Source organism: Streptomyces sp. NPDC058457 (assembly GCF_042720695.1).
In the GTDB taxonomy this organism is placed as follows: domain Bacteria; phylum Actinomycetota; class Actinomycetes; order Streptomycetales; family Streptomycetaceae; genus Streptomyces.
In genome coordinates this window covers 85,820-107,295 of sequence record NZ_JBHXLU010000004.1, presented here as the reverse complement: position 1 = coordinate 107,295, position 21,476 = coordinate 85,820, and the positions used below count along the sequence as shown (strand labels likewise).

The following is a 21,476-nucleotide window of genomic DNA, read 5'->3' as shown; positions in this document are numbered from 1 at the left end:
TTCCGCCGGGCCGGCTACCAGCCGACGGCGACCAGGAGCCACTGCGGGTTGGCGTGGGAGATGAAGGAGGACTGGCCCGCCACGTCGTCGTAGGGGAAGCCGTAGGCGAGGTGGTTGATGGCGTTGTCGTGCCAGAACTTGGCGTAGTAGTTCGCCGGTGCCGCCGTGTAGAACTGCGCGGGGTCGGACTGCTGGGAGGCCGGCAGGGTGGCGACGTGCCGGTTGAGCGCGGCGCACGTGTTCGGGTCGGCCGCCAGTGAGGCCGCGCAGCCGAAGATGTCGGAGGTGGCCGCGGTGACGCCCACCGACTGGGCGTACGAGGTGAAGTAGTTCGCGTTGGCGCCGCCCGCCCGGAAGCTCGGGTCGCTGCCGGGCGCGATGATCCGGTACGGGGCCTGGGTCTGGGCCAGCACCTTGAACTGGCTCGGAACGGCGTCCGTGAAGCGCTGGAAGGTGGTGGCGCGGTCCTCGGCGAAGGTCTGCCGGTTCTCGCCGACCTCGGTGTCGTAACCGTCCTTGGTGTGCAGGCGCATGGCCAGCTTCAGGCCGAAGGCGTCGACCCGGGTGGTGTTGCCGTTGAAGACGTTGTTGCCGACCGTGAACTCGATGAAGTCGTAGTACGAGCTGGTGGGCGAGCCCAGGTAGAAGTACATGCGGCCCGCGGAGTTGGCCGGCATGTCGAGGTAGGGCTGCTCGGCGATGGAGTGCGTCTGGCCGTTGAAGCTCCAGTACACCTGGCTGTCCGGGTACTTGCCGTTGGTGCGGTTGAGGATCTTCACCTCGACGGCGTTGTTGGCCGCGGGGATGTCGCTGGTGCTGCCCCAGAAGTCGTCCGGCGGGGTGGTGGACCCGGGGCCGTAGACCTGGAACTCCCAGAGCGAGTAGCCGTACGGGGTGCCCCGCGCGGTGCCGTAGAGGCGGACGTAGCGGCCGCTGCCGGTGACGGTCAGGTTCTGGGTGCCGCCGGTGGCGGTGGTGGTGGAGTAGACGGTGGTCCAGGTGGTGGCGTCGGTGGAGGTCTGGATCTGGAAGGCCTTCGCGTAGGCGGCCTCCCAGTTCAGGGTGACGCTGCTGAGCTGCTGGACGGACCCGAGGTCGACCTGCAGCCACTGCGGGTCGGAGAAGGCCGAGGACCAGCGGGTGCCGGTGTTGCCGTCGACCGCCGCGCTCGCGGGGAAGGACGCGTTCTCGGTCGAGGAGGCGGTGGCCGGCCTGCCCTGGGACAGCAACTGGTCGGCGGCGTGCGCGGGCGACGGTGCGAGGACCGCGAAGAAGGCGGCGATCAGGACGACGACCAGTCCGAGAGCCGCGCGTGGGCGTACGGCGGCGGCCGGTGGTCTGCGGGTGGGTGCGCCGGCGGAACTCTGCATGCGGGTCTCCTCAAGCCGGTACGGCGTGCGTGGGGATGGAGCAACAGCAGACATGAGAGCGCTCCCTCGGGTTGTAGACCCGCCACTGCCCGCCGTCAACAACTGAAGCCGAAATCAATCGGGTTGAGCCCGCACGGACGACACGGCGCAGATCCCGGCCCCGCCACGGCGCGCAACGCGCCCGCCGGATTCAGCTTCCGACTGCTTGGACGGCCCCAAGCCGCCGCCTTTTTACAACCCTTGACGCAACCGGTACGGACCTTTCCGCGCCGCCACGCTGCCGCTCAGGGCGGCAGGGCAGCACGGAGGCGGAGAGACAGCGGGGGACTGGATCAGTCCTTGTCGTCCCCGCCGCGCTTGTTCTTCCCCTTCTTGGGGGCCTGCTGTTGGTCCGGGCCGTTGTCGCCGCCGGTCGGCGGGGGGTTCAGGGCCGAGGGCGTGGCCGGGGCCGGGTTCGTGGCGCTGGGCCGGCCGGTCGGTGGTGTGTCCGCGGAGCTGTGGTCGGGGGAGAACCACGCGATGCCGATCAGCAGCGCCGCGAGGAAGACCACCACGGCGGCGATGGCACCCACGGTCCTCGATCGCGGTACGCCGCCCAAGGCCCGGCCTCCCGTGCGCTGACGACGCCGCCCCCGGTGGGCCGGCGCGCTGCCGGTGGCGGTGGACGGGAAGGCGTAGGTGGTGACGGAGCCAGGGGGCACGTTCGTTCCGGGCCATGCCCCCGAGGGCGCCCCGGAGGGGGTCGTACGCGGCTCCGGGGCGGGGCGCGGGGCGGCTGCCGGGAGGGGCTCGGGACGTCCCCGCCAGGAGCCCGCGGCGAACCATTCGGCCGTCTGACGCGCCGAGGGGCGGTCCTCGGGCCGCTTGGCGAGGAGACCGAGCAGGTAGTTCTCGAAAGCGGGCGGCAGCGCGACGCCCAGCTGCCGCGGCGGCACGGGGGGCGTGTCGAGGTGGTGGTGGAGGACGGCGATGGGGCTGTCGGCGTTGAACGGCGTCCGGCCGGTGAGCAGTTGGTAGAGCACGCAGCCGAGCGAGTAGACGTCGGACGGCGGTCCTGCGGGCTTGCCGAGGGCGCGTTCGGGGGCGATGTACAGGCTGGTCCCGACGATCTGACCGGTCGCGGTGAGCGCGCCCCCCGGGTCGTCCATGAAGCGCGCTATACCGAAGTCACCGATCTTCACGGATCCGACGGCGTCCAGGAGGAGGTTGCCGGGTTTGATGTCCCGGTGCACGATGCCCTGCTCGTGTGCGTCGGCGAGCCCGGCGGCCGCCTGGGCGGCGATGCGGGCGACCTCCTCGGCCGGCAGGGACCCCGCCTGGGCGAGCACGCGGTGCAGACTGTCGCCCTCGACCAGCTCCATCACCAGGAACAGACGGCCCTCCTGCTCGCCGAAGTCGACGACGCCGACGACATGGGGGTGCTGGAGCCGGCCCGCTGTCTGGGCCTCCAGACGGAAGCGGGCGGCGGCGGTGGGATCGGAGTTCTGGGCGATCAGGAGCTTGACCGCCACCGGTCTGCCGAGCATTTCGTCGTACGCCCGCCAGACCTCTCCCATCGCACCTCGCCCGATGGCGGTCTTCAGCCGGTACCGGCCCGCTATCAGCACCTTTTGCTTCATCCTCACACAGTGAGACGACTCGACCGCTGTCGGCCATGTCCCTGTGAGAGGACGGATGTTGGTGGGTTGCCGCAGCTTCCCCACTCTACTGGCGGGCCGACGGCGACCGACCACGAACGGGACTTGCTCCCCCGCGATCAGCTGTTGCCCGACACCTCGACCGGCCGCACCCGCACCCGCACCCGTGTCCGTTCCGGTGTGTGAGCTGATCCGGGACGTGAAAGGGCCGCCGAGACTTCCGGGATCATGCACTGCGCCGTCGTTGTCGCGGTGTCACCCTTGCGCCTGCGGCACACGAAGCGTGGCCGTCGGGGGATCTGCAGAGGCGGGCGAGTGCAGTGGGGGACTTTCTGGGGGCGGTCACGGCGTTTCCGACCGTGGTCTTCACCTTCGCGCTCGGCGTGGTTGCGGTCTACTGGCTGCTGGTGCTCCTGGGGGGCGCCCACTTCCATGGGGCGCGCGGAGGACATCACGGCCACGGGCACGGCCACGGGCATGGCGGGGGACGCCATGGCCACGGGGGACTGCAGAAGGTGCTGGGCCTGGGCGGGGTGCCGATCACCGTGGCGGTGTCGCTGGTGATCGCCTTCGCCTGGTTCAGCGCGCTCAGCGGCCGGGTCGTGGCCGGCAGCGGACACGGGGGAGTCCTGCTGCCGGTCGCCCTGGTCGGCGGTTGGGCGGGAGCGCGGGTGCTGGCGTGGCCGCTGCGGCGGCTGATGCCGGCGCCCGCCCCGCCGCCGTCCCGCCGGGACTTCGTCGGCCTCGGCTGCGTGATCCGCACCGGACGGGTCGGCCCCGACTTCGGACAGGCCGAGGTCCGTGCGGCCGACGGCTCCTCCGCGGTCGTACAGGTCCGGCAGAGCCTCGACGACGCGGCGGGGCCGGGCGGCGTGCTCCGCACCGGGGCGTCGGCACTCATCTACGACTACGACGACGCGGGCGAGTACTTCTGGGTCATGCCCGCCGTGCCGGCCTCCGGCTGACGCGACAACCCCCGTCGTTCGTCCGGGCGCTCCGCACGCCCTTCGTTCTCACATCTCGTTCTCTCATCCATCCACGGCAAGGTCGTCCAAGGGAACAGCCATGTCTGTCGTCACTATCGGAATCGGCGTACTCGTCGCCGTCCTGCTGCTCATCGGCCTGGGCACGCTGCTGCTCTTCGGCCGGCTGTTCCGCAAGGTCGTCCAGGGCGAGGCCCTGATCGTCTCCCGGCCCAAGAGCGTCGACGTCACCTTCACCGGCGCCCTGGTGCTGCCGATGCTGCACCGGGCGGAGGTCATGGACATCTCGGTGAAGACCATCGAGATCTCCCGCACCGGCCGCGAGGGCATGATCTGCAAGGACAACATCCGCGCCGACATCCAGATCACGTTCTTCGTCCGGGTCAACAAGACGGTGGAGGACGTCGTCAAGGTCGCCCAGGCGATCGGCACGGAGCGGGCCAGCCATCAGGAGACCCTGCAGAACCTGTTCAGCGCGAAGTTCGCCGAGGCGCTGCGGACCGTCGGCAAGCAGCTCGACTTCGCCGACCTCTACACCAAGCGCGAGGAGTTCAGGGACCGCATCGTCGCGGCCATCGGCACCGACCTGAACGGCTACCACCTCGAGGACGCCGCGATCGACCACCTCGAACAGACTCCGCTGGGACAGCTCGACGCGTCCAACATCCTGGACGCCCAGGGCATCCGGAAGATCACCGAACTGACGGCGCTGGAGCACATCCGCACCAACGACTTCCAGCGCAACGAGGAGATGGAGATCACGCGCCAGAACGTGGACGCGCGCGAGGCCGTGCTTGAGCTGGAACGGCGGCGCGCGGAGGCGGAGATCCGGCAGCGCAAGGGGATCGAGACCCTGCGCGCCCAGGAGGAGGCCACCACCGCGCAGGTCCAGGAGGAGGAGCGGCTCAAGGCGCACAGTGCGCTGCTGCGGACCGAGGAACTGCTCGGCGTCCAGCGGGAGAACCAGGTGCGGGAGATCGCGGTCGCCGAGAAGAACCGGGAGCGGGTCCTCGCGGTGGAGAGCGAGCGCATCGAGAAGGACCGGCTGCTGGAGGTCGTCAACCGGGAGCGGGAGGTCGAGCTCGCCAGGGCGGAGAAGGACAAGCAGGTCGAGGTGGAGCGCCGGACCGTGGCCGACGTGGTCCGCGAGCGCATCGCGGTGGACCGCACGGTCGCGGAGCAGGAAGAGGAGATCAAGCGGGTCCGGGTCGTCCAGGAGGCCGAGCGCACCCGGCAGACCGTGATCATCGCCGCCGAGGCGGAGGCGCAGGAGCAGCTGGTCAAGGACATCAAGGCGGCCGAGGCCGCCGAGCAGGCCGCGCACCTGCGGGCCAAGGAGCAGCTGGTGCTGGCCGAGGCCGGGCAGAAGAGCGCGGAGCTGGAGGCCGCCGCCAACGTGCGCCGGGCGGAGGGCGAGCGCGCCCTGGCCGGGGCGGCCGGCCTGGCCCAGGCCGAGGTGGCCGAGCGGCAGGCGATGGCCGAGGCGGCCGGCGTGCGGGCCCGGCTTGAGGGCGAGGCCGCGGGTCTGAAGGAGAAGGCGGAGGCCGTCGAGAAGGTCGGGCTCGCCGAGGCCGCGGTCGCGGAGAGCAAGGCGAACGCGGAGGCGGCGGGCATCCGGGAGCGGCTGCTCGGCGAGGCCGCGGGTCTCAAGGAGAAGGCGGCGGCGATGGCCGCGCTGGACGAGGTGTCCCGGACCCACGAGGAGTTCCGGCTGCGCCTGGCCGCGGACAAGGAGGTCCGGATGGCCGCGCTGGAGGTCCAGAGCAAGGTGGCCGAGGCCCAGGCGGCGGTACTGGCCGCCGGGCTGGAGAGCGCGGACATCGACATCGTCGGCGGCGACAGCGTGTTCCTGGAGCGGCTGGTCGGCGCGGTGTCCTTCGGCAAGGCCATCGACGGCGCGGTGCAGGGCTCGGAGACGGTGCAGGCCCTCGGGGCGGACTGGCTGAACGGCGAGAAGAGCTTCAGCGGCGACGCGACGGAGGTGCTGCGCTCGCTGGCGGCCGGCGGCCCGTGGAACCTGGCCCTCCTGATGAAGCTGCTCGCCGGCCAGACGCCCGACGGCACCACGCCAGCCGACCCCGTACAACTCGCCAACGGTTCAACCAAATAGCGCGACCACGACAGTGCCCCGTAAGGGGCGCGGGGAACTGCGCGACCAGCCACGATGGCGCCGCAGACGATCGACGGCGCATCGCGGCAACGGTACGACGAAGTAGCGCGAGGACGAAGGCGCCCCCGAGGGGGGCGCCTCGAAGGGGCGCGGGGCTGTATTGATGTGCGGCTGCCGCCGCGCGGGCGCGACCAGCCACGACGAAGCCGCAGACGATCGACGGCGCAACGCGGCCAGGAGGAACGGAAAGCAACCATGGGCGTCGAGGACGGCACCTACCAGATCCTGCGGGCAAGGCTCGCCGACCGCGCCGCGGAACTCGGCCGGCGGGCCGCCTCGCTGAACTCCCGTCGGCAGGAGGCCTTCGGCTCCCGCCCACTGGAGCTGGCGGGCTCGGCCCGGCCGCGCACCGGCGGCGAGGGCACCGCATGCGGCGTGGTCGCCGTACGGCCCGACGTCCTCCTCCTGGGGACCTCGGCGCCCGGCCTGGACGCGGGCCTGCTGTCGCTGCACACCCCGGACGGCTCGGCCCTGGGGCCCGAGAAGGTCCCCGGCCTGCTCGACGACGAGCGGTTCCACCGCGACCTGGCCGAACTGCTGCGCTACTACCGGGACGCGCGCCTCACCGACCTGCGGCGTACGGCGTCGGGGCGGCTGCTCGCCGTGTTCCGCACCGGTGAGAACGAGGGCGATCTACGGGTCCTGAGCTGGCAGTTGGCGGCGGACCGGGTCGAGTACCTGGGCAACCACGGTGAACGCGACCTGCCGCAGCCGCCCGTCTCCGAGCTGCCGTGGACGACGACCGGACGCGAGCACCACGCGGACGGCAGGATCCTGATCGAAGGCGGCGAGGGCGCGGTCTCGGTCGCCACCACCGGCGGCAGCCTCACGGTCCGGGCGCACCCCGGCGACCGGCCGTTGTTCCAGGAGGCGGTGGACGAGCCGCTGCAGAGCCTGGCCGACGCCACGGTCGCCTACGCGGCGACCGGCCCCCTGCTGCTCCTGCGGGTCCGCCCCTACAACGAACCGGCGGACCGCTACCTGGTCGTCAACACCCGTACCGGTTCGGTGCGTCGCCAGGACTCCCTCGGCCGCGGTGCCAGGCTGCTGCCCGCCGAACAGGGCCTGATCTTCCCCGGCGGCTACGAGCTGGCGGACGGCAGCCACCGGGCCTTCCGGATCGGCAGCGGTGCGGCCGGTGCGGCCGGTGCGGCCGGCTCGTCGGGCGCGGGCGGGGCGGGTGCCGGCTCCGCGGCCGACGGGCCCGCCGCGGACGAACTGCGCTTCGACGCGGTGCTCCCCTCGCCCAACGGCGAGGACCTGCTCTACGTCCTGCGCCGGCCGGGCCGTGCCCAGGTCCTGCTGCTGCCGTGGAACACCGTTCGCCGCGAGGCCGCGAGCGCTCTGCACGGCGCGGCGTACGCCCTGCTGCCGGACGGCACCCTCGTCCTGCTCAGGCCGGACCACGAGCCTGTGCGCACGCACGAACTCCAGCTCTGGAACACCCCTTTCCAGTCCGCCGAGCACGCCGCCGCCCAGCCGGTCGGGGACGGCCCGCTGGCGCGGATCGGCAACGCCGACCTGGTCGCGGGCATCGCCGACTGCCTCGACGTGGTCCGCAGCGCGACCGCCGCGGTACAGGAGAAACAGACGTCGGCGTCCCCGGAGCTGATCCTCGACGCCTGTGCCAAGGCAGCGGACCGCCACTACTGGCTGGCCGACACCGGCCTGCTCGAACCGCTCACCGAACTGCGGGCCGCAGCAGAGCAGTTGGCTGCCGAGCAGGCCAGGGTCCGGCAACTCGCCGCCCGCGCCGCGCAGGCGCTGGACGAGGCGCGTACGGAGGCCGCCGCGCTGGTCCGCCGTTCCCACGGCGAACCGCCCGCCGACGCGGACGCCTGGACCGTACTCCTCGCCGAACTGCGCCGGGCCCAGGGCCGTACCCGCACCCTGCGCGAACTGCCCCAGCTCGACCTGGCCGCACTGGACCGGGTCGAGGCGGACCTGGCCGCCGAACTCGCGGCGGCGACCGAGCGCGCCTTCGCCTTCTTCGCCGGTCCCGACGCCTTCGCCGCTCCTCTCGCCGCCGCGCGGCTGGCCGCCGAGGAAGCCGCCTCGATCGCCACCGCCGCCGAGGCCGCCCGGCTCGCCGACCGTCTCACCGAGCAGGCGGACGCCCTGGCCACCGTCACCGACCTGGTCACCGGCGCGGCCGATGCCGACCCGAGCGCGGGAACGGCCGTACTGCTGGCCATCGGCGAGGTCCTGGCAGCCGTCAACCGTGCCCGGGCGGTGCTGACCATCCGCCGCCGCACCCTGATGGACGCCGAGCACCGCGCCGCGCACGCCGCCGAGTCCGCGCTGCTCGCCCAGGCGACGACCGCCGCGCTGTCCGCCGCCGACAGCCCGGCCGCCTGCGACGACCAACTCGCCCGTCTGCTGCTGCGGGTGGACGCGCTGGAGGCCCGCTTCGCCGAGGCCGAGGACCTCGCCGCCGACCTGGCCCTGCGCCGGGAGGAGATCCGGCAGGCGTTCGCTGCCCGCCGCCAGACCCTGCTGGACGAGGCCGCCGCCCGCGCCGACCGGGTCGCCGCCTCCGCCCGGCGGGCCCTGGAGGCGCTGAGCCGCAGGCTCGCCGGGCTCGGCTCGGCGGCCGACGTGCACGCCGCGCAGGCCGCCGACCCGATGGCGCTGCGCATCCGCGCCGCCGCCGGGGAACTGCGCGACCTCGACGACCAGGTACGCGCCCAGGAACTGGAGGACGGCCTGCTCGGCGCCGTCCGCACCGCCCTGCGCGAACTGCGCGACCGGGCCGACCTGTCCGAGGACGGCGGCGCCGCCGTCCGCCTTGGCCGCCACCGCTTCGCCGTGCGCCGCGAACCGGTGGAACTCACCCTCCAGCCGGACGGCGACGACGGTCTGGCCTTCGTCGTCACCGGAACCGGCTACCGCCGGTCCGCCGCTCTCCCCGAGCTGCTGGCCGGCCGCGAGTTCTGGACGCAGCCCCTGGTGAGCGAGTCACCGACGCTCTACCGCGCCGAGTACCTGGCCGCCTCGCTGCTGTCCACGGCCACCGGTGAACCGGGTGAACCGCTGCTCGACCAGGTCCGCCGCGCGGCCGAGCGCGGCTACGACGAGGGGTACGAGCGCGGCGTCCACGACCACGACGCCGCCGCCGTCCTCGGCGCGCTGCTGCGACTCCGGGCCGGCGCGGGGCTGCTGCAGCACCCCGCCGAGGTACGCGCCACCGCCCAGCTGTTCTGGGCCCACGGCGCGACCGACGCCCAGCGGACCGCCTGGCAGCGCCGCGCCCGCTCCCTGGCACTGGCCCGCGTCCACTTCGGCCCGGACGGCGTGGCGACCGCCTCCTCCGACCTGGCGGCCGAACTCGCGGACGCGGTGGGAGAGTTCACCACCGCCCTCGGACTCCCCCCGGCGCCACGGGCGGGCGACTACCTCCAGGAGGAACTCGCCGACCCGCACGACGGATTCGCCACCGGCGTCGCCGCCCGCACCCTCCTGGACGGCTTCCGCCACACCGCCGCCGCCCCCGCCCTCACCGCGGACCTGGACGCGCTCGACACCGACCTGCCCGCACGGCACCAACTCGCCGCCGCCTGGCTGGGCTCGTACGCCGCCGCCCACGCGGACGGCGCGGACGAATCCGACGGCGAGGGCGTGCCGGAGGCCGTGGCGCACCTGTGCGCACCCGACCTGCCGCGCTACGAGATCACCGCGCCCGTCGGCGCGACCGTCGACGGCCTCCTCGGCACCCACCCCCGCGTCCACGAGGGCCGGCTGACCGTACGCATCGACGAACTCCCGCACCGTGCAAGGGTGTTCCGAGAAGAGCGAGCCCCGGCCTTCCGGGCCTTCCAGCGACAGCGCGCGGACGTCCTGGCCGCCGAGCGGGCCCGGCTGCGCCTGGACGACCACCGCCCCCGCCCGCTGGCCGGCTTCGTCCGCAACCAGCTCATCGACCAGGTCTATCTCCCGCTGGTCGGCGACAACCTGGCCAAGCAACTCGGCACGCTCAACACCACCGGCACCACCGGCACCACCGACCGCAGCGGCTTGCTGCTGCTCCTCTCCCCGCCCGGCTACGGCAAGACAACCCTGCTGGAATACGTCGCCGACCGCCTCGGTCTGCTCATGGTCCGCGTCGACGGCCCCGCGCTCGGCACCGGCACCACCTCGCTCGACCCGGACCGCGCCCCCGACGCGGCCGCCCGCCGCGAGGTCGAGAAGATCGTCTTTGCCCTGGAGGCAGGCAGCAACGTCCTCCTCCACCTCGACGACATCCAGCATGTCTCGGCCGAACTGCTCCAGAAGTTCATCCCGCTGTGCGACACGCAGCGCCGCGTCGAGGCCGTCAGCGACGGCGTCGCCCGCAGCTTCGACCTGCGCGGGCGCCGTTTCGCCGTCTGCCTCGCGGGAAACCCCCACACCGCGAACGGGCACCGGTTCCAGATCCCCGACATGCTCGCCAACCGCGCCGACGTCTGGAACCTCGGCGAGGTGCTCACCGGCCATCAGGACCTGTTCGCCCTCTCCTTCCTGGAGAACGCCCTCGCCGCCAACCCGGTGCTGGCCCCTCTCGCCGGAACCGACCCGGCCGACCTCGGCCTGCTGGCCGCCCTCGCCGCCGGCGACCCGGGCGCCCAGGCCGACCAGCTCACCCACCCGGTGCAGGACCTGGACCGCGTGCTGGCGACGCTCACCCGGCTGCGTCGCATCCAGCAGACCGTCCTGGCCGTCAACGGCGCCTACATCGCCTCCGCCGCCCAGGAGGACACCGACCGCCGCGAACCGCCGTTCCTGCTCCAGGGCTCCTACCGCACCATGGCCCAGCTCGCCGCCCGGGTCGACCCGGTCCAGAGCGACACCGAGGTCGAGGCCCTGCTCGACGACCACTATCTCGCCGAGGCACGGACCCTGGGCAGCGCCGCCGAGGCCAACCTCCTCAAACTCGCCCGGCTCCGCGGCCGGTCCACCCCGGAACAGACAGCCCGCTGGCACGCACTGTGCGCCGCCTACCCGTCCGCTGTCTCTCCGTCCGCCGCCTACCCGTCCGCCGACTGATCCGGCCACCCCAGCAGCCGCGCACCGAACACGGCCGTCTCCAGGGTGTAGCGCTGCAGCGCGTCGTCGGGATCCAGTCCCGTGAGCCTTACGACGTGCGCGATGCGGTACGCCAGCGCGCGCACACTCAGCCCGAGCCGCCGCGCCGCCTCCGCCGCGACGTAGCGCGACTCCGCGTAGGCGGTCAGGGTCTCCAGCAGCAGCTGAGCCCCGCCCCGCGACTTCCGCAACGGGCCCAGCACCCCGCGCACCAGGTCCTCCAGGGCCTCCCGGTCCCGCAGCAGCACCGGCAGGACCAGCAGGTCGGCCGCGTTCAGCAACTTCCCGTCCAGCCCCAGCTGGGCCGCCTGCTCCAGGGCGTTGCGCGCCTCCTCGTAGGAGTGCACGACACCGCCGGGCCCGCTGTGCGGACGGCCCACCACGACCCGCCGCCCCTGCGTCAGCTCCGCGAACGCCTTGATCGCCGCAGGCTCACCCGCGCCGGCGGGCACGATGCACACCAGCCGCCCGTGCTTCACCGCCAGCAGGACCTCCTCCTCGCCGAAGCGGCCGAGCAACTGCCGTTCCAGCGCCCGCACCTGGGGGTCCTCCAGGTCGTAGCCGTCGCCCTCGGCGACCGCGACGACATGCGCGCAGGCCAGATTGAGCCCGAACCGCTCGGCGTGCTCGGCCAGCCGCCCCAGATCACTGCGACTGCTCAGCAGGTCCGCCACGAACTCCCGCCGCCCGGCCTCCTCCTGGCGCAGCCGCTCCCGGTAGGCACGGCCGTGCCCCGCTGCGAGCGCGGCCACCGCCGCTCGCAGCGCCGCCATCGACGCCGCGTCCACCGGCTGCCCCTCCCAGACCCTGCCGGTCGCGGCCAGCCGCTCGTCGACCAGCTCGGCAAGCCCCCGCCCCTCCTCGGCAGCCCGGTCGCCGTACTCCCGAAGCGACTCCAGCTCCGCACGTCGCAACCGCCGCCCGCTCCTGGCCACATCCTCCAGCAACCGCGTCCACGAACCGTCCTCGGCCGCAGCGGACACACCGGAACCCGCTCTGTCCGTAGCCAACTCCCGCTTCCTCCCCCGCACCCTGCGACAGCGACCTGCCAGCGTACGCCGCACCGCAGCCACACAACACCTGAGGTGGCGTTCTCGCGTGCGGCACCCGGCTCTGCTGCTCGGCGCGGGCGGCGTCGGCCTATCCGTGTGTGACGGTCTTGCCGAGGCCGAGCCACGGCCGCAGGCCTCGCTGCGCTTCCCGCAGCACCTCACTCCGGGGCAGCTCGTCAGCTCGTTCGATCACGACGAGGCCCCAGTCCTTCCGCCGGACTGCGCCAAGTGTCACTGCTCGCTCCCGCAGCAGGTACGTCACCGCCGAAGCCGGGTCGGCCACCGGAGGACTCACCCCATAGCCGGCGAGTTTCCCGACGTACCGGTCCAGCCACTGCTCGCCTTCCCTCGTCGCGGCTCGGGACAACGCGGACTCGGCATTCCCGTCGAGGAAGACCATGACCGGCCGGACCCGCGCGAGGACCTCGGTGAGGTCGGTCATGAAGGCGTCGATCGTCTCCTCGCCGTGCCCCATGGCCAGCAGCGTCGGCACGAACGGCATCAGCGCGTCCGCGACCACCACGTCGTCGCCGCTCGTCACGGCCGCATCGACGAAATCCGCAGTCGCCGCGATCAGTGTCCCCGGCTCGACCCTGCCTGTTGCCCCGAACTCCTCGGCCACCGCGGCGAACTGAGGTCGGGTCAGGATCTCCTCCTCGCGGAAGTGGTCCACCCGCAGCCCCGCATCAGCCAGCCATTGGGACAGCCCGGCACACAGCGTCGACTTGCCCACGCCGGGAGACGCTCCCCACACAGCGACCAGAACTGTCATGACTGCCGAGCCTAGGAGCGGCAGCCTGGACCGCCAACTCCACGGCCGGGGGTTCGAACGCGCGAATCACGGCTCGCGGGTCCACGGGTTCTGCAGGGTCCGCGGGGCGGCCGGGTCGTGGTCGTAGCCGTTGAGGCTGCGCACCAGAGCTTCGCTGTAGACACCCTTGACCCGGAAGTTCTCCAGATCATCCGCGCGTACGACCATGTTGACGTACCGGCGGCCGTTGCCCCGGTGCCGGCCCACCGCAGGCCGGCGACCCCAGCCGGGGTCCCGGCGGACGGGCGGGAGCCACAGCAGGGTGCCTGCGCGGAAGTGCCTCGTGGGAGTGGCCCGGTCAGGTGGCCCCGGGGCGTGGGGAGCCTCGGAAGACCTGGCCGGTGTGCCAGGAGCGGTGGGTCTCCGCGATGGGCCGGATGCCGGGTTGAGGGCCGATGAGCGGGCGGCCGGCGAGGGCGGTGACATGCTCGCGGGCGGCGGGGCTGCGGCCGACGAAGCGCTGCGAGACCAGGATGCGTTGACCGTCGCCTATACCGAGGACGCCCTTGTCGAACAGCTTGTGGTGCAGTGAGCACAGGCACAGGCCGTTGTCGACGTCGTCCGGGCCGTCGTACGCCCACCAGCGCACATGGGCGGCCTCCAGCCCAACGGGCACGGTATCGATCATGCCGTCGTAGCCGCAGAAGGCGCACTGGTACTCGTAGGCGGTCAGCACCATCTCACGCATCCGCCGGTCCCGTCGGCGCTGTTCGGCCGCTGCCAGGGTGCCGGTCTCCGCCAGCTCCAGTTCCAGGCCCACCGCCTCGCACAGATCCTGGTGCAGCGACGGAGGGAAGTGCAGATCCAGCAGCACCCTCGCCATCCGGCCCAGCAGCGACGGCTCCCGGCGCAGCGCCACCCGCAGGTCCGGGGCCAGCCGCCCGGCGGCGCCGCCGGCCCGCAGTTCCCGGACTCCTGTGCCCGGGCTGCCGACGCCGCGGTCGGTCCGTACCTCCCACACCTCGTCGCTGACCAGGTGATGGAAGGGATAGGCGGGCGTGGTCCCGTGCGCCGGGCCGTACTCGGCCAGCAGCTGCTTCAGATCGGCCTCCACCGCGGTGTAGCGCAACTCGCCCTCGGCGTCCGCCTGGAAACGTGCCAGCGCGTACAGCAGCAGCAACGGCTTGTGCGGCGCCCGCACCCCGTCCCGACTCCACTGCCTCAGACCCGCGGCACGCTCCAGCCAATCCATGACCGTGATCGTAATGGCGCCTCGCCGCACCTCACGTCGTCCGGGGTGCGCCTGCTCCCGCGCTCCCCGCAAGCGCACCGGCCTCTGCCACGTGTCTGCCGGCCCGCCACTCCAACGCCTGCGGTTCCTCGGTGAACTCGATCAGATGCTGTCCGGCGAACCGCTGCAGTGCGTCCCGCACTTCCGTCGGGGTGGCGTAGAAGAACTCCTTCCGGCTGTTCACCTGGTTGACCCGCTGTGCGGCGAACTGCCGGTGCAGTTCGGTCTCCAGGCCGACCGCGTCCTTGCTGAAGATCAGCGCGTGGACGTCGAAGCGGAACGGGACCGCGGCACCGCTCAACTCATAGATGCGTTCCAGCGGTTCGAGTCGGCGAGTCATGCCGATCTTCACCATGCGATCGCCGAAGGCGCCGATGTTCGAGATGACGTACACGTAGCCGGTGCGGACGTTCGCCGCGCGGGACTCGACGTCCTGCAGGGCGTTCTCGATCTCGGCCAGCTTGGCCTCCATCTCCGCCGCACCCGCCTCGTCACCGCGCTCGCGCAGGCGGTCGAGCGCCGCCTGATAGTGGCCGAGTTCCTTGTTCAGTTTCTCCCGCTGCCGGTCGAGTTCCCGCTGGACCGCGGCCTCCTCACGCTCCCGGGCGCGCGCCTCACGCTGGGCCTCCTTCTCCTCCTCCTTCTTCTGCAGATAGTCGGCTGTGAGCTCCAACTCCCGCACCCTCGCGTTGTGGTACTCGTCGGAGATCCGGATGTGCATGGTCGCGCCGAGCCGGGCGATCGTCTCGCGGCTCTTGTAGAGCCGGTCGACAAGGGAACTCAGCCGGTGCGGCCGCATGGAGCGCACCGCGTAGTCGGCCTCGGCGTTGTAGGCGCGCAGCATGAGCTTGGAGAAGTCGCGGACCATCTTCTGGCCCTCGCGCTTGGAACCGTTGACCGTCCAGTCCGTGGCCGCATGGACGGCGCGGCCCGCGCGGGCAAGCGTCTTGATCTCGTTCTGGAGGGAGTCGAGCCGGCTGCGGTAGGCGATCGCGTCGTGCAGCGCATGCCGATACGAGTAGACCCCGGCCTCCTGCAGCATCGCGATCTCATCGGTGCTGACGATCTGGGCCTGCAACTCAGCCAGCCGCCGCTCGGCGGCGGACACGTCCATGCGGTGGCGTTCGGCGTCCTTGCGGACCCGCTCGGTCTCCTTCGCGGTCCGGCGCGCGTCGCCGAGAATCTCCTTCGCTGTCTCACGAGCGTCCTTGAGGATCCCCGCGGCCTCCTCAGCGGCTTCGGCAGTCGCTCTCTCACGCAGCGCGGCGGCCTCCGCCTCGACCTGCCGTACGAGGCCGGCGACCTGCGTGGCATCCAGCCCCTGCGTCCTGGTGATCCACGCACGCAGCTCGTCGGCCTCGGAGACGGCACTCGCACGACGCCGCCCGAACAGCCCGCCTTTCCGCGGCGACGGCACCGCGGAGGCTCCCGCGGCAACGTCAGCAGTGAGGGCATCAGCGGTGGAGTCGACGTCCGGAACCCACAGTTGCCATCCCGCCGGCATCGGAGGCCACGACGGATCGGGCCGCCAGTCCGGTGGCGGCATCCATCCCGCAGGTGGCACCGGCCAACCCGGCGGCGCATTGAAGCGATAAGTACTCATGTCCCAGCCCCCCTCGCCCCTGGGGCGTCCCACAGCCCACAGTCCACCGGATAATTCCGGCAAAAAACGGAGAATAACATTCTGTACTCGATCCATCACTCGGCGCCGGAAGACTGCATCTCGTGACGATCTTTTGACTATGAGTGAAAGGCGGTGATGTCACCGGCGCAGTCACAAGGCGGGGATACGCGCCCCCGGATGCCCAGGACGGGCGGGGGAGAGGATGCGACGCTGGAGTGAGGGGCCCGCCCGCGAGTGGAGGTCCGAGTGCGTCTCATCCGGTCCGGGGCCCTCTCCTTCGGCCTGGCGACCATGTCCCGGTGCGGCTCAATGGATGCGACATGGATGCGGCATCGATGCGGCATCGATGCGACGCAGAATCGTGCGGTCAGTCTGATCGTGCGGCCAGTCTGTGAGCCGGCCGGCCAGGGCACCACTCACCGAGCGTCGCCAGGCGGCCTTACCGCGTGGATCCGGCCCGCCGGGACCAGGACCGCGCGACCAATCCGGAAGGCAGGTGCGTCCCATGCGCACGTCGACCCGTATCGCCGGTGCCCTCACCGGCCTGACCCTCACCCTCGGTGGTGCGGTCCTCGCCGCTCCCGCGGCCCGGGCGGACATCCCCGCCTGCACACGGATGGCCGAACTGGCCGGTGCCACCGCTTCCGACTCCGTCACAGCGGCCTGCAGCCGTGGCGTGGTCGGAGACCTGCAGAGTTGTGTGACCGGGCTGACCGGGGCCGGAGTGGCGGGCGGCGCCGCGACCGGTGCCTGCCGGGCGGCGGCCCACGAACCGCGTTAGAGGACCGCGCGCGGCAGCCGCCTGCCACTCCGGCCCCGTTCGGAGGCAGGCACGGCTCGATGCGCACGCGGCGTACCGATGCGGCCGGTCGAGGTGGGTGACGTCATGCCTCTCCGGGGCCGGGCGGCCACCGCCCGGGCGCGGCGCCCAGCCCAGCCAGCCCAGCCTCGCCTCGCGGGCCTCATGCGGAGCGCCCATGCTGAGCAAGAGGGCGCCGTCGGCCTGAGACTTGTCCTTCCCGAAGGCCGAACGAAGGCGCCTGAGAGGAGGAGGGCATGCGCATGCGAAGAATCCTGGGCCTCGCCCTGGCCGCGGCAACCCTTGCCGGCGTGAGCGCCGTCGGCGCTGTCAGCGCCGGGGCCGCCTCGTCTCCGAACATCTCCAGAGACGACTGCACGGCCGCCGGCGGACAGATCGTCGCACGCGCCTACGCCGGCTACGCCTGCGCGCTGCCTGACGGGACCACGCAGGCGATCACTTGACCGGTCGGCGCACGGCTGGGCAACCAGTCCGGCCGGTGCACCCGGCGCGGTGGGTATGGAGTGACGGCACCCGGTCCACCGTCGCGTGGATCGCCCGCGCCCGTCTCGACACCGCGGCACTCGCAGTCCCGCCGGCCTCGAGTCTGGATGTGCCGACGGTGACGGAGTCTTCCTACTGGCGCGGGCGATGATCGCGCCGCTGTCCGCGTTGAGGTGCCGGCATCGCCGACCGGCACGCGGCCCACGGCCCTCTCCGGGGACCTACGAGACGGCGCCGTAACAGCACGACCAAGGAGCCGACCGGCACGCTGCACCCGCCGGTCGGCTCCGCCGTGCTCCTCGACGACCCCGGGGACGACCCCGGGGACGACTCCGTCGTTCGGCCCATCAAGGGCACCGGCTGCAACGCCGAAAAGGACCAGGCGGAGTCGCCCCACCCTCGCGTTCCGGTACGCCTCCGCGCCCCAGGCCGCCCCGATGACGGCGGTCCCGTACCCCGGCCGACAGGCCCGGAGGAAATCCCGCATGCGCGTCTTCCTGCCCCTGACCGCCGTCACCACCGCCGCGCTCCTGCTCGTCACGGTCACCGGCGCGACTCCCGCCGCAGCAGCAGACCGGAACCCCGACGGCACACCACTGGTCAAGGTGTCCCACGGCGACCCGTACGCGAAGTGCACCATCGGAGCGAGGTCCCCCGACAGCGTCGTCTACCCGGCCACCGAGGTCGAGCCGTACCTGTCCGTCGATCCGCGCGACCCCAAGCACGTGGTCACCGTGTTCCAGCAGGACCGCTGGAACGACGGCGGCGCCCGTGGTCTGGCGGCCGGCTGGACCACGGACGGCCGCACCTTCCACCAGAGCACGCTGCCGTTCAGCCTGTGCGCCCCCGGCGGCGCGGACTACGAACGGGCCACCGACCCCTGGGTGAGCACCGGACCGGACGGCACCGTCTACGCCGGCGGGGAGGGCGTCGACTTCACGAAGAGCACGCGCACCGCCCTCCTGACCGTCACGTCCCGCGACGGCGGCCGCACTTGGCAGAACCTCACCACCACGCACGTCGACGAGCAGCCGTTCTTCAACGACAAGCCCTCACTCACCGCCGACCCGATCCGCAAGGGCACCGCCTACCAGGTCTGGAACCGCCTCGACAACGACCCACCCGGCCCCAGCTCCCTCGACGGTCCCGGCTACATCTCCCTCACCCGCGACGGCGGCCGCACCTGGAGCAGGGCCCGGCCGTTCGTCGACACCAGCACCGTGCCCAACACCCAGACCATCGGCCATCTGATCGTCGCCGACCGGCGCACCGGCACCCTGTACGACTTCTTCGACCGGATCACCTTCTCCGACGACCTGAGCACCGTCGTCGAAGCCCGCTACGAGGTGGTCACCTCGACCGACGCCGGAGAGACCTGGAGCGCCCCGGTCACCGTGGCCCGGGACACGTCCGTACCGGAGGTCGACCCGAACGACCCCACCAAACTGCTGCGCGCCGGGTCCACCCTGCCGAGCCCGGCCGTCGACCCCGCGACAGGCACGCTGTACATGGCCTACGAGGGCTCGGACTTCTCCGGTGGAAAGTTCGACTCCGTCCAGCTTGTGCGGTCCACCGACGGCGGACGCACCTGGGGGACCCCGGAGCTGATCAGCCCCGAGGGCGTTCCGGCCTTCTCACCGTCGATCGCGGTCGCCGAGCGGGGCACGGTCGCGCTCACCTACTACGACCTGCGCTTCCTCAAGCCCGGCAACACCACCACCCTGCCCACCGCCTACCAACTGGCCACACTGCAGTACGGAAACCCGAAGCTCCCGACCGAACGACGGATCTCGCGGGTCTTCGACTGGCTGCAGGCGCCGTTCGCCGGGGGCTACTTCCTCGGCGACTACCAAGGCCTGGTGGCAGACGGCAAGGGAGTACGGGCGGTGCTCACCGAGACCCACTCCGGCGCACCACAGAACCGTACGGACGTGTACACCGGCAGTCTCCGCACCCGCGCTCCCGCCCGCCGCGTGCTTCCGGGCCGACTCGGACCTGGCGTGCCCGACGGGTCGGCACAGTCCCCGCGACTCCCCCGGCCGCGCTCGCGCGAGAGCGCCCCGCGGCGCGTGGCTGCGGGGCGCCTCGCGGGGTTTAGTCGACCTGCTCCCCGTCGTGCGTACCGCCCTTGCAGAGGTTGCCCGGTTCGTTGATCGCGGGAATTCCGCCGCCCTGCCTGCACTCAGAAGGGGTGACGGAGGATGGGGCACCCTGTGCGGTGGCGGTGGCGGCGCCTGTGAGGCCGAGTCCGGCGAGGGCTGCCGTGGCGATGACGGTGGCGAGGATTCGTCGAATGCGCATTTGGTTCGCCTTTCACGGATTGCCTCGGTTGGGGCACTAGTCAGCTTGATCTTCACCCATGTGGGTGGCACGTCATGTTGGGCCATTCGGGTGACAGTGCTGTCGCGTGCAGGGTCGGTGACGCGAGCCGTCGGACAGGCCCTGGTCGACGGAGTGTTCCCGGAACTCCCGGAGGACATCAGCGACCGGCCGGCGGACGTGCGGGAGCCCCTGCTCGTCGTGGCCGACGCAGCGGGCGGCACGTGGCCGGAGAGGGCTCGCGCCGCGTGGCAGCGCCATTGCCCGCCCCCGGCGGAAATGGCGGACCCGACAGGAACGGGGCCACCGCCCCCGGAACCCTGCCGAGGAGGCACCGCCGCATGACCACCGCTGCTCCACCTGCCGAACAGCTCCTCTACCGGTCCGAAGAAGCGGTCAAGGCACTCCCATCGGGTGCTGGACGGCCTACGAGGAGATACGCCTCGGGCGACTTCAGACCGTCCGTATCTGCCGCCGCCGGCTCCTACCGCCGGAGTGCATCGCGCAGCACGTCGAACTCCTCAAGCGCGAGGCAGAAGCCACCGCCTGAGATTCACCCCGATTCCACAGGGCCGCGCCACGGAAGCGGTCTACCGGAAGCAGCTCCGGCCCGTGATCACGGAGGGGGCCGAAGCAATGGACGTGATCTTCGCAAACCAGGATGACGAACATGAGGCGCTTGGCGCCTGAGTCCCGGGCCAGGCGCTTGGGGGGCAGGTTCGGAGAGATACGAGAGTGGTCCTCCCACCGCGTGTGGGGGCAGCACGCCGCCACACGGAGCCGCTCCTTGCCGCCCGCCCGCGACTCGGTCAGGGAGCCGGGCGTCTGGGGTCGATCGGATCGTCCGAGACCACGATGGCGGGATCCTTGACTCCGAGCTGGCGACGCGCGGCCACGAACAATCTGCGCATCGAGTCTCTCAGCCTGTCCTCCACCGCACGGCCGCCGTAGTGGTCCATGAGTTCGTCCGGACGGCCCTCGTGCACGGCGCGCACCCACCAGGCGTGGTGCTCGACTTCCCTAGCCGCTTGCTGGAGCTCCGCCGTTCCCAGGATGCGCAGCTGCTGCACCACGGACCGGAGCCGGGCGTGTTCGCTGTCGATCTTGTCAGTCTGCTCGTTCCGATCCGCGACTCGGTCAAGGCGACGGACAAGATGAACGAGCTGCCGCGCCGAGGCGGCACACTCCTTGCACAGGTCGTAGAGCGGCGCGTCCCAACGCACTGCCAGGGCGTGCCGCTCCCTTCTCCTCTCCATCAGATACGTGGGGATGACACCTACGGCGGCACCAACTACCACCAGCAATACGCTCGTTGCTGTCGCGGAAGCATTCATGCCGGACATCCAACCGAGTGCGGGCCCACAGACACCAACCCGGCGAAACTATCTGGTCACAGCACCAGCGGATCACGGACCCACTCGAATCTTGATCGAAAGCCTTTGGCCCCCTGTTTGGCCCCTGAGCACGACAGAGGGCCAATCGCGATCACACGATTGGCCCTCTGCCCAGCGTCGGGGTGGCGGGATTTGAACCCACGACCTCTTCGTCCCGAATGAGGCTCGGACACGATCGCCACCGGTCGATTTGCTGTTTTGCCTGGTCAGGGTGTTGGGGTGGGGCAGTGCCGGTTGGCGCCGAGGGGACTTGGGGAGCGGGTCGGCTCCCAGATGGCTCCCAGCGGGTGGAGTTCCGGTCTCGTGCTGGGCCGGGACCCGGCGCGGATCGTGCCACAGCGGCCATCGCCACGACGACTGCAGTCACCACAGTGGTGAGTACGCCGGGTTGCCCAAGGCCAAGGCTCGCTTCACCCATGTTCTTCGGGATGTCCAAGTGCTTCGCCATCGCTCGGATCGGAACTGCTCGGCCTGGAGTGGACATGAGGGCACCTTCGTGGCGGCTAAAACCATGCAGTGCC

General features: G+C 71.7%; 14 protein-coding genes and 1 pseudogene. 7 read left to right on the top strand and 8 right to left on the bottom strand.

Features of this window, described 5'->3' with window-relative positions:
- Window positions 1-14 precede the first annotated feature (14 nt).
- Together ACFWPS_RS05375 and ACFWPS_RS05370 are read right to left on the bottom strand one after the other, a co-directional pair.
- Window positions 15-1,370: a beta-1,3-glucanase family protein gene (locus ACFWPS_RS05375; RefSeq protein ID WP_383701192.1), complete on the bottom strand. Its 1,356-nt coding sequence runs from the start codon at window positions 1,368-1,370 to the stop codon at window positions 15-17.
- Between the two features lie 332 nt (window positions 1,371-1,702).
- The gene (locus ACFWPS_RS05370; RefSeq protein ID WP_383701484.1) at window positions 1,703-2,977 is read right to left on the bottom strand and encodes a serine/threonine-protein kinase; all 1,275 of its coding nucleotides are present in this window, start codon (window positions 2,975-2,977) and stop codon (window positions 1,703-1,705) included.
- 350 nt (window positions 2,978-3,327) lie between these two features.
- On the opposite strand from ACFWPS_RS05370, the gene ACFWPS_RS05365 reads away from it, so the two are divergent.
- The 3 genes from ACFWPS_RS05365 to ACFWPS_RS05355 all read left to right on the top strand — a co-directional run bounded on the left by ACFWPS_RS05365 (window position 3,328) and on the right by ACFWPS_RS05355 (window position 11,182).
- Entirely contained in the window at window positions 3,328-3,972 is a 645-nt protein-coding gene (locus ACFWPS_RS05365; RefSeq protein ID WP_383701190.1) for a hypothetical protein, read from the top strand.
- Window positions 3,973-4,072: 100 nt separating this feature from the next.
- Window positions 4,073-6,100, top strand: coding sequence for an SPFH domain-containing protein (locus ACFWPS_RS05360; protein WP_383701188.1), 2,028 nt, complete (start codon window positions 4,073-4,075; stop codon window positions 6,098-6,100).
- Window positions 6,101-6,355: 255 nt separating this feature from the next.
- Window positions 6,356-11,182, top strand: coding sequence for a DNA repair ATPase (locus ACFWPS_RS05355; RefSeq protein WP_383701186.1), 4,827 nt, complete (start codon window positions 6,356-6,358; stop codon window positions 11,180-11,182).
- Here ACFWPS_RS05355 and ACFWPS_RS05350 read toward each other — a convergent pair.
- The 5 genes from ACFWPS_RS05350 to ACFWPS_RS05330 form a co-directional block, all read right to left on the bottom strand.
- Window positions 11,164-12,231 carry a PucR family transcriptional regulator gene (locus ACFWPS_RS05350; RefSeq protein ID WP_383701184.1) on the bottom strand — a complete coding sequence of 356 codons (1,068 nt, stop codon included), beginning with the start codon at window positions 12,229-12,231 and terminating at the stop codon, window positions 11,164-11,166. The two genes, ACFWPS_RS05355 and ACFWPS_RS05350, sit on opposite strands and share 19 nt — an antisense overlap.
- A gap of 130 nt (window positions 12,232-12,361) precedes the next feature.
- Entirely contained in the window at window positions 12,362-13,045 is a 684-nt protein-coding gene (locus tag ACFWPS_RS05345) for a hypothetical protein (RefSeq protein WP_383701182.1), read from the bottom strand.
- A 66-nt stretch (window positions 13,046-13,111) separates the two neighbouring features.
- The gene (locus ACFWPS_RS05340) at window positions 13,112-13,291 is read right to left on the bottom strand and encodes a hypothetical protein (RefSeq protein WP_383701180.1); all 180 of its coding nucleotides are present in this window, start codon (window positions 13,289-13,291) and stop codon (window positions 13,112-13,114) included.
- Window positions 13,292-13,382: 91 nt separating this feature from the next.
- The gene (locus ACFWPS_RS05335; RefSeq protein WP_383701178.1) at window positions 13,383-14,276 is read right to left on the bottom strand and encodes a phosphorothioated DNA-binding restriction endonuclease; all 894 of its coding nucleotides are present in this window, start codon (window positions 14,274-14,276) and stop codon (window positions 13,383-13,385) included.
- Between the two features lie 31 nt (window positions 14,277-14,307).
- Window positions 14,308-15,732 carry a DUF4041 domain-containing protein gene (locus ACFWPS_RS05330; protein ID WP_383701176.1) on the bottom strand — a complete coding sequence of 475 codons (1,425 nt, stop codon included), beginning with the start codon at window positions 15,730-15,732 and terminating at the stop codon, window positions 14,308-14,310.
- A gap of 712 nt (window positions 15,733-16,444) precedes the next feature.
- Between ACFWPS_RS05330 and ACFWPS_RS05325 the strand changes: the two genes are divergently transcribed.
- The 4 genes and pseudogenes from ACFWPS_RS05325 to ACFWPS_RS05310 form a co-directional block, all read left to right on the top strand.
- Window positions 16,445-16,720: a hypothetical protein gene (locus ACFWPS_RS05325; RefSeq protein WP_351713601.1), complete on the top strand. Its 276-nt coding sequence runs from the start codon at window positions 16,445-16,447 to the stop codon at window positions 16,718-16,720.
- 275 nt (window positions 16,721-16,995) lie between these two features.
- Complete coding sequence (locus ACFWPS_RS05320; protein ID WP_383701174.1) at window positions 16,996-17,202, top strand: hypothetical protein; 207 nt, start codon at window positions 16,996-16,998, stop codon at window positions 17,200-17,202.
- A gap of 525 nt (window positions 17,203-17,727) precedes the next feature.
- The gene (locus tag ACFWPS_RS05315) at window positions 17,728-19,395 is read left to right on the top strand and encodes a sialidase family protein (protein ID WP_383701172.1); all 1,668 of its coding nucleotides are present in this window, start codon (window positions 17,728-17,730) and stop codon (window positions 19,393-19,395) included.
- A gap of 292 nt (window positions 19,396-19,687) precedes the next feature.
- Window positions 19,688-19,810: pseudogene (locus ACFWPS_RS05310) on the top strand (DUF3631 domain-containing protein); the annotation flags it as partial.
- Window positions 19,811-20,370: 560 nt separating this feature from the next.
- Here the strand turns inward: ACFWPS_RS05310 and ACFWPS_RS05305 are convergent.
- Window positions 20,371-20,904: a hypothetical protein gene (locus ACFWPS_RS05305; protein ID WP_383701170.1), complete on the bottom strand. Its 534-nt coding sequence runs from the start codon at window positions 20,902-20,904 to the stop codon at window positions 20,371-20,373.
- Window positions 20,905-21,476: the final 572 nt, after the last annotated feature.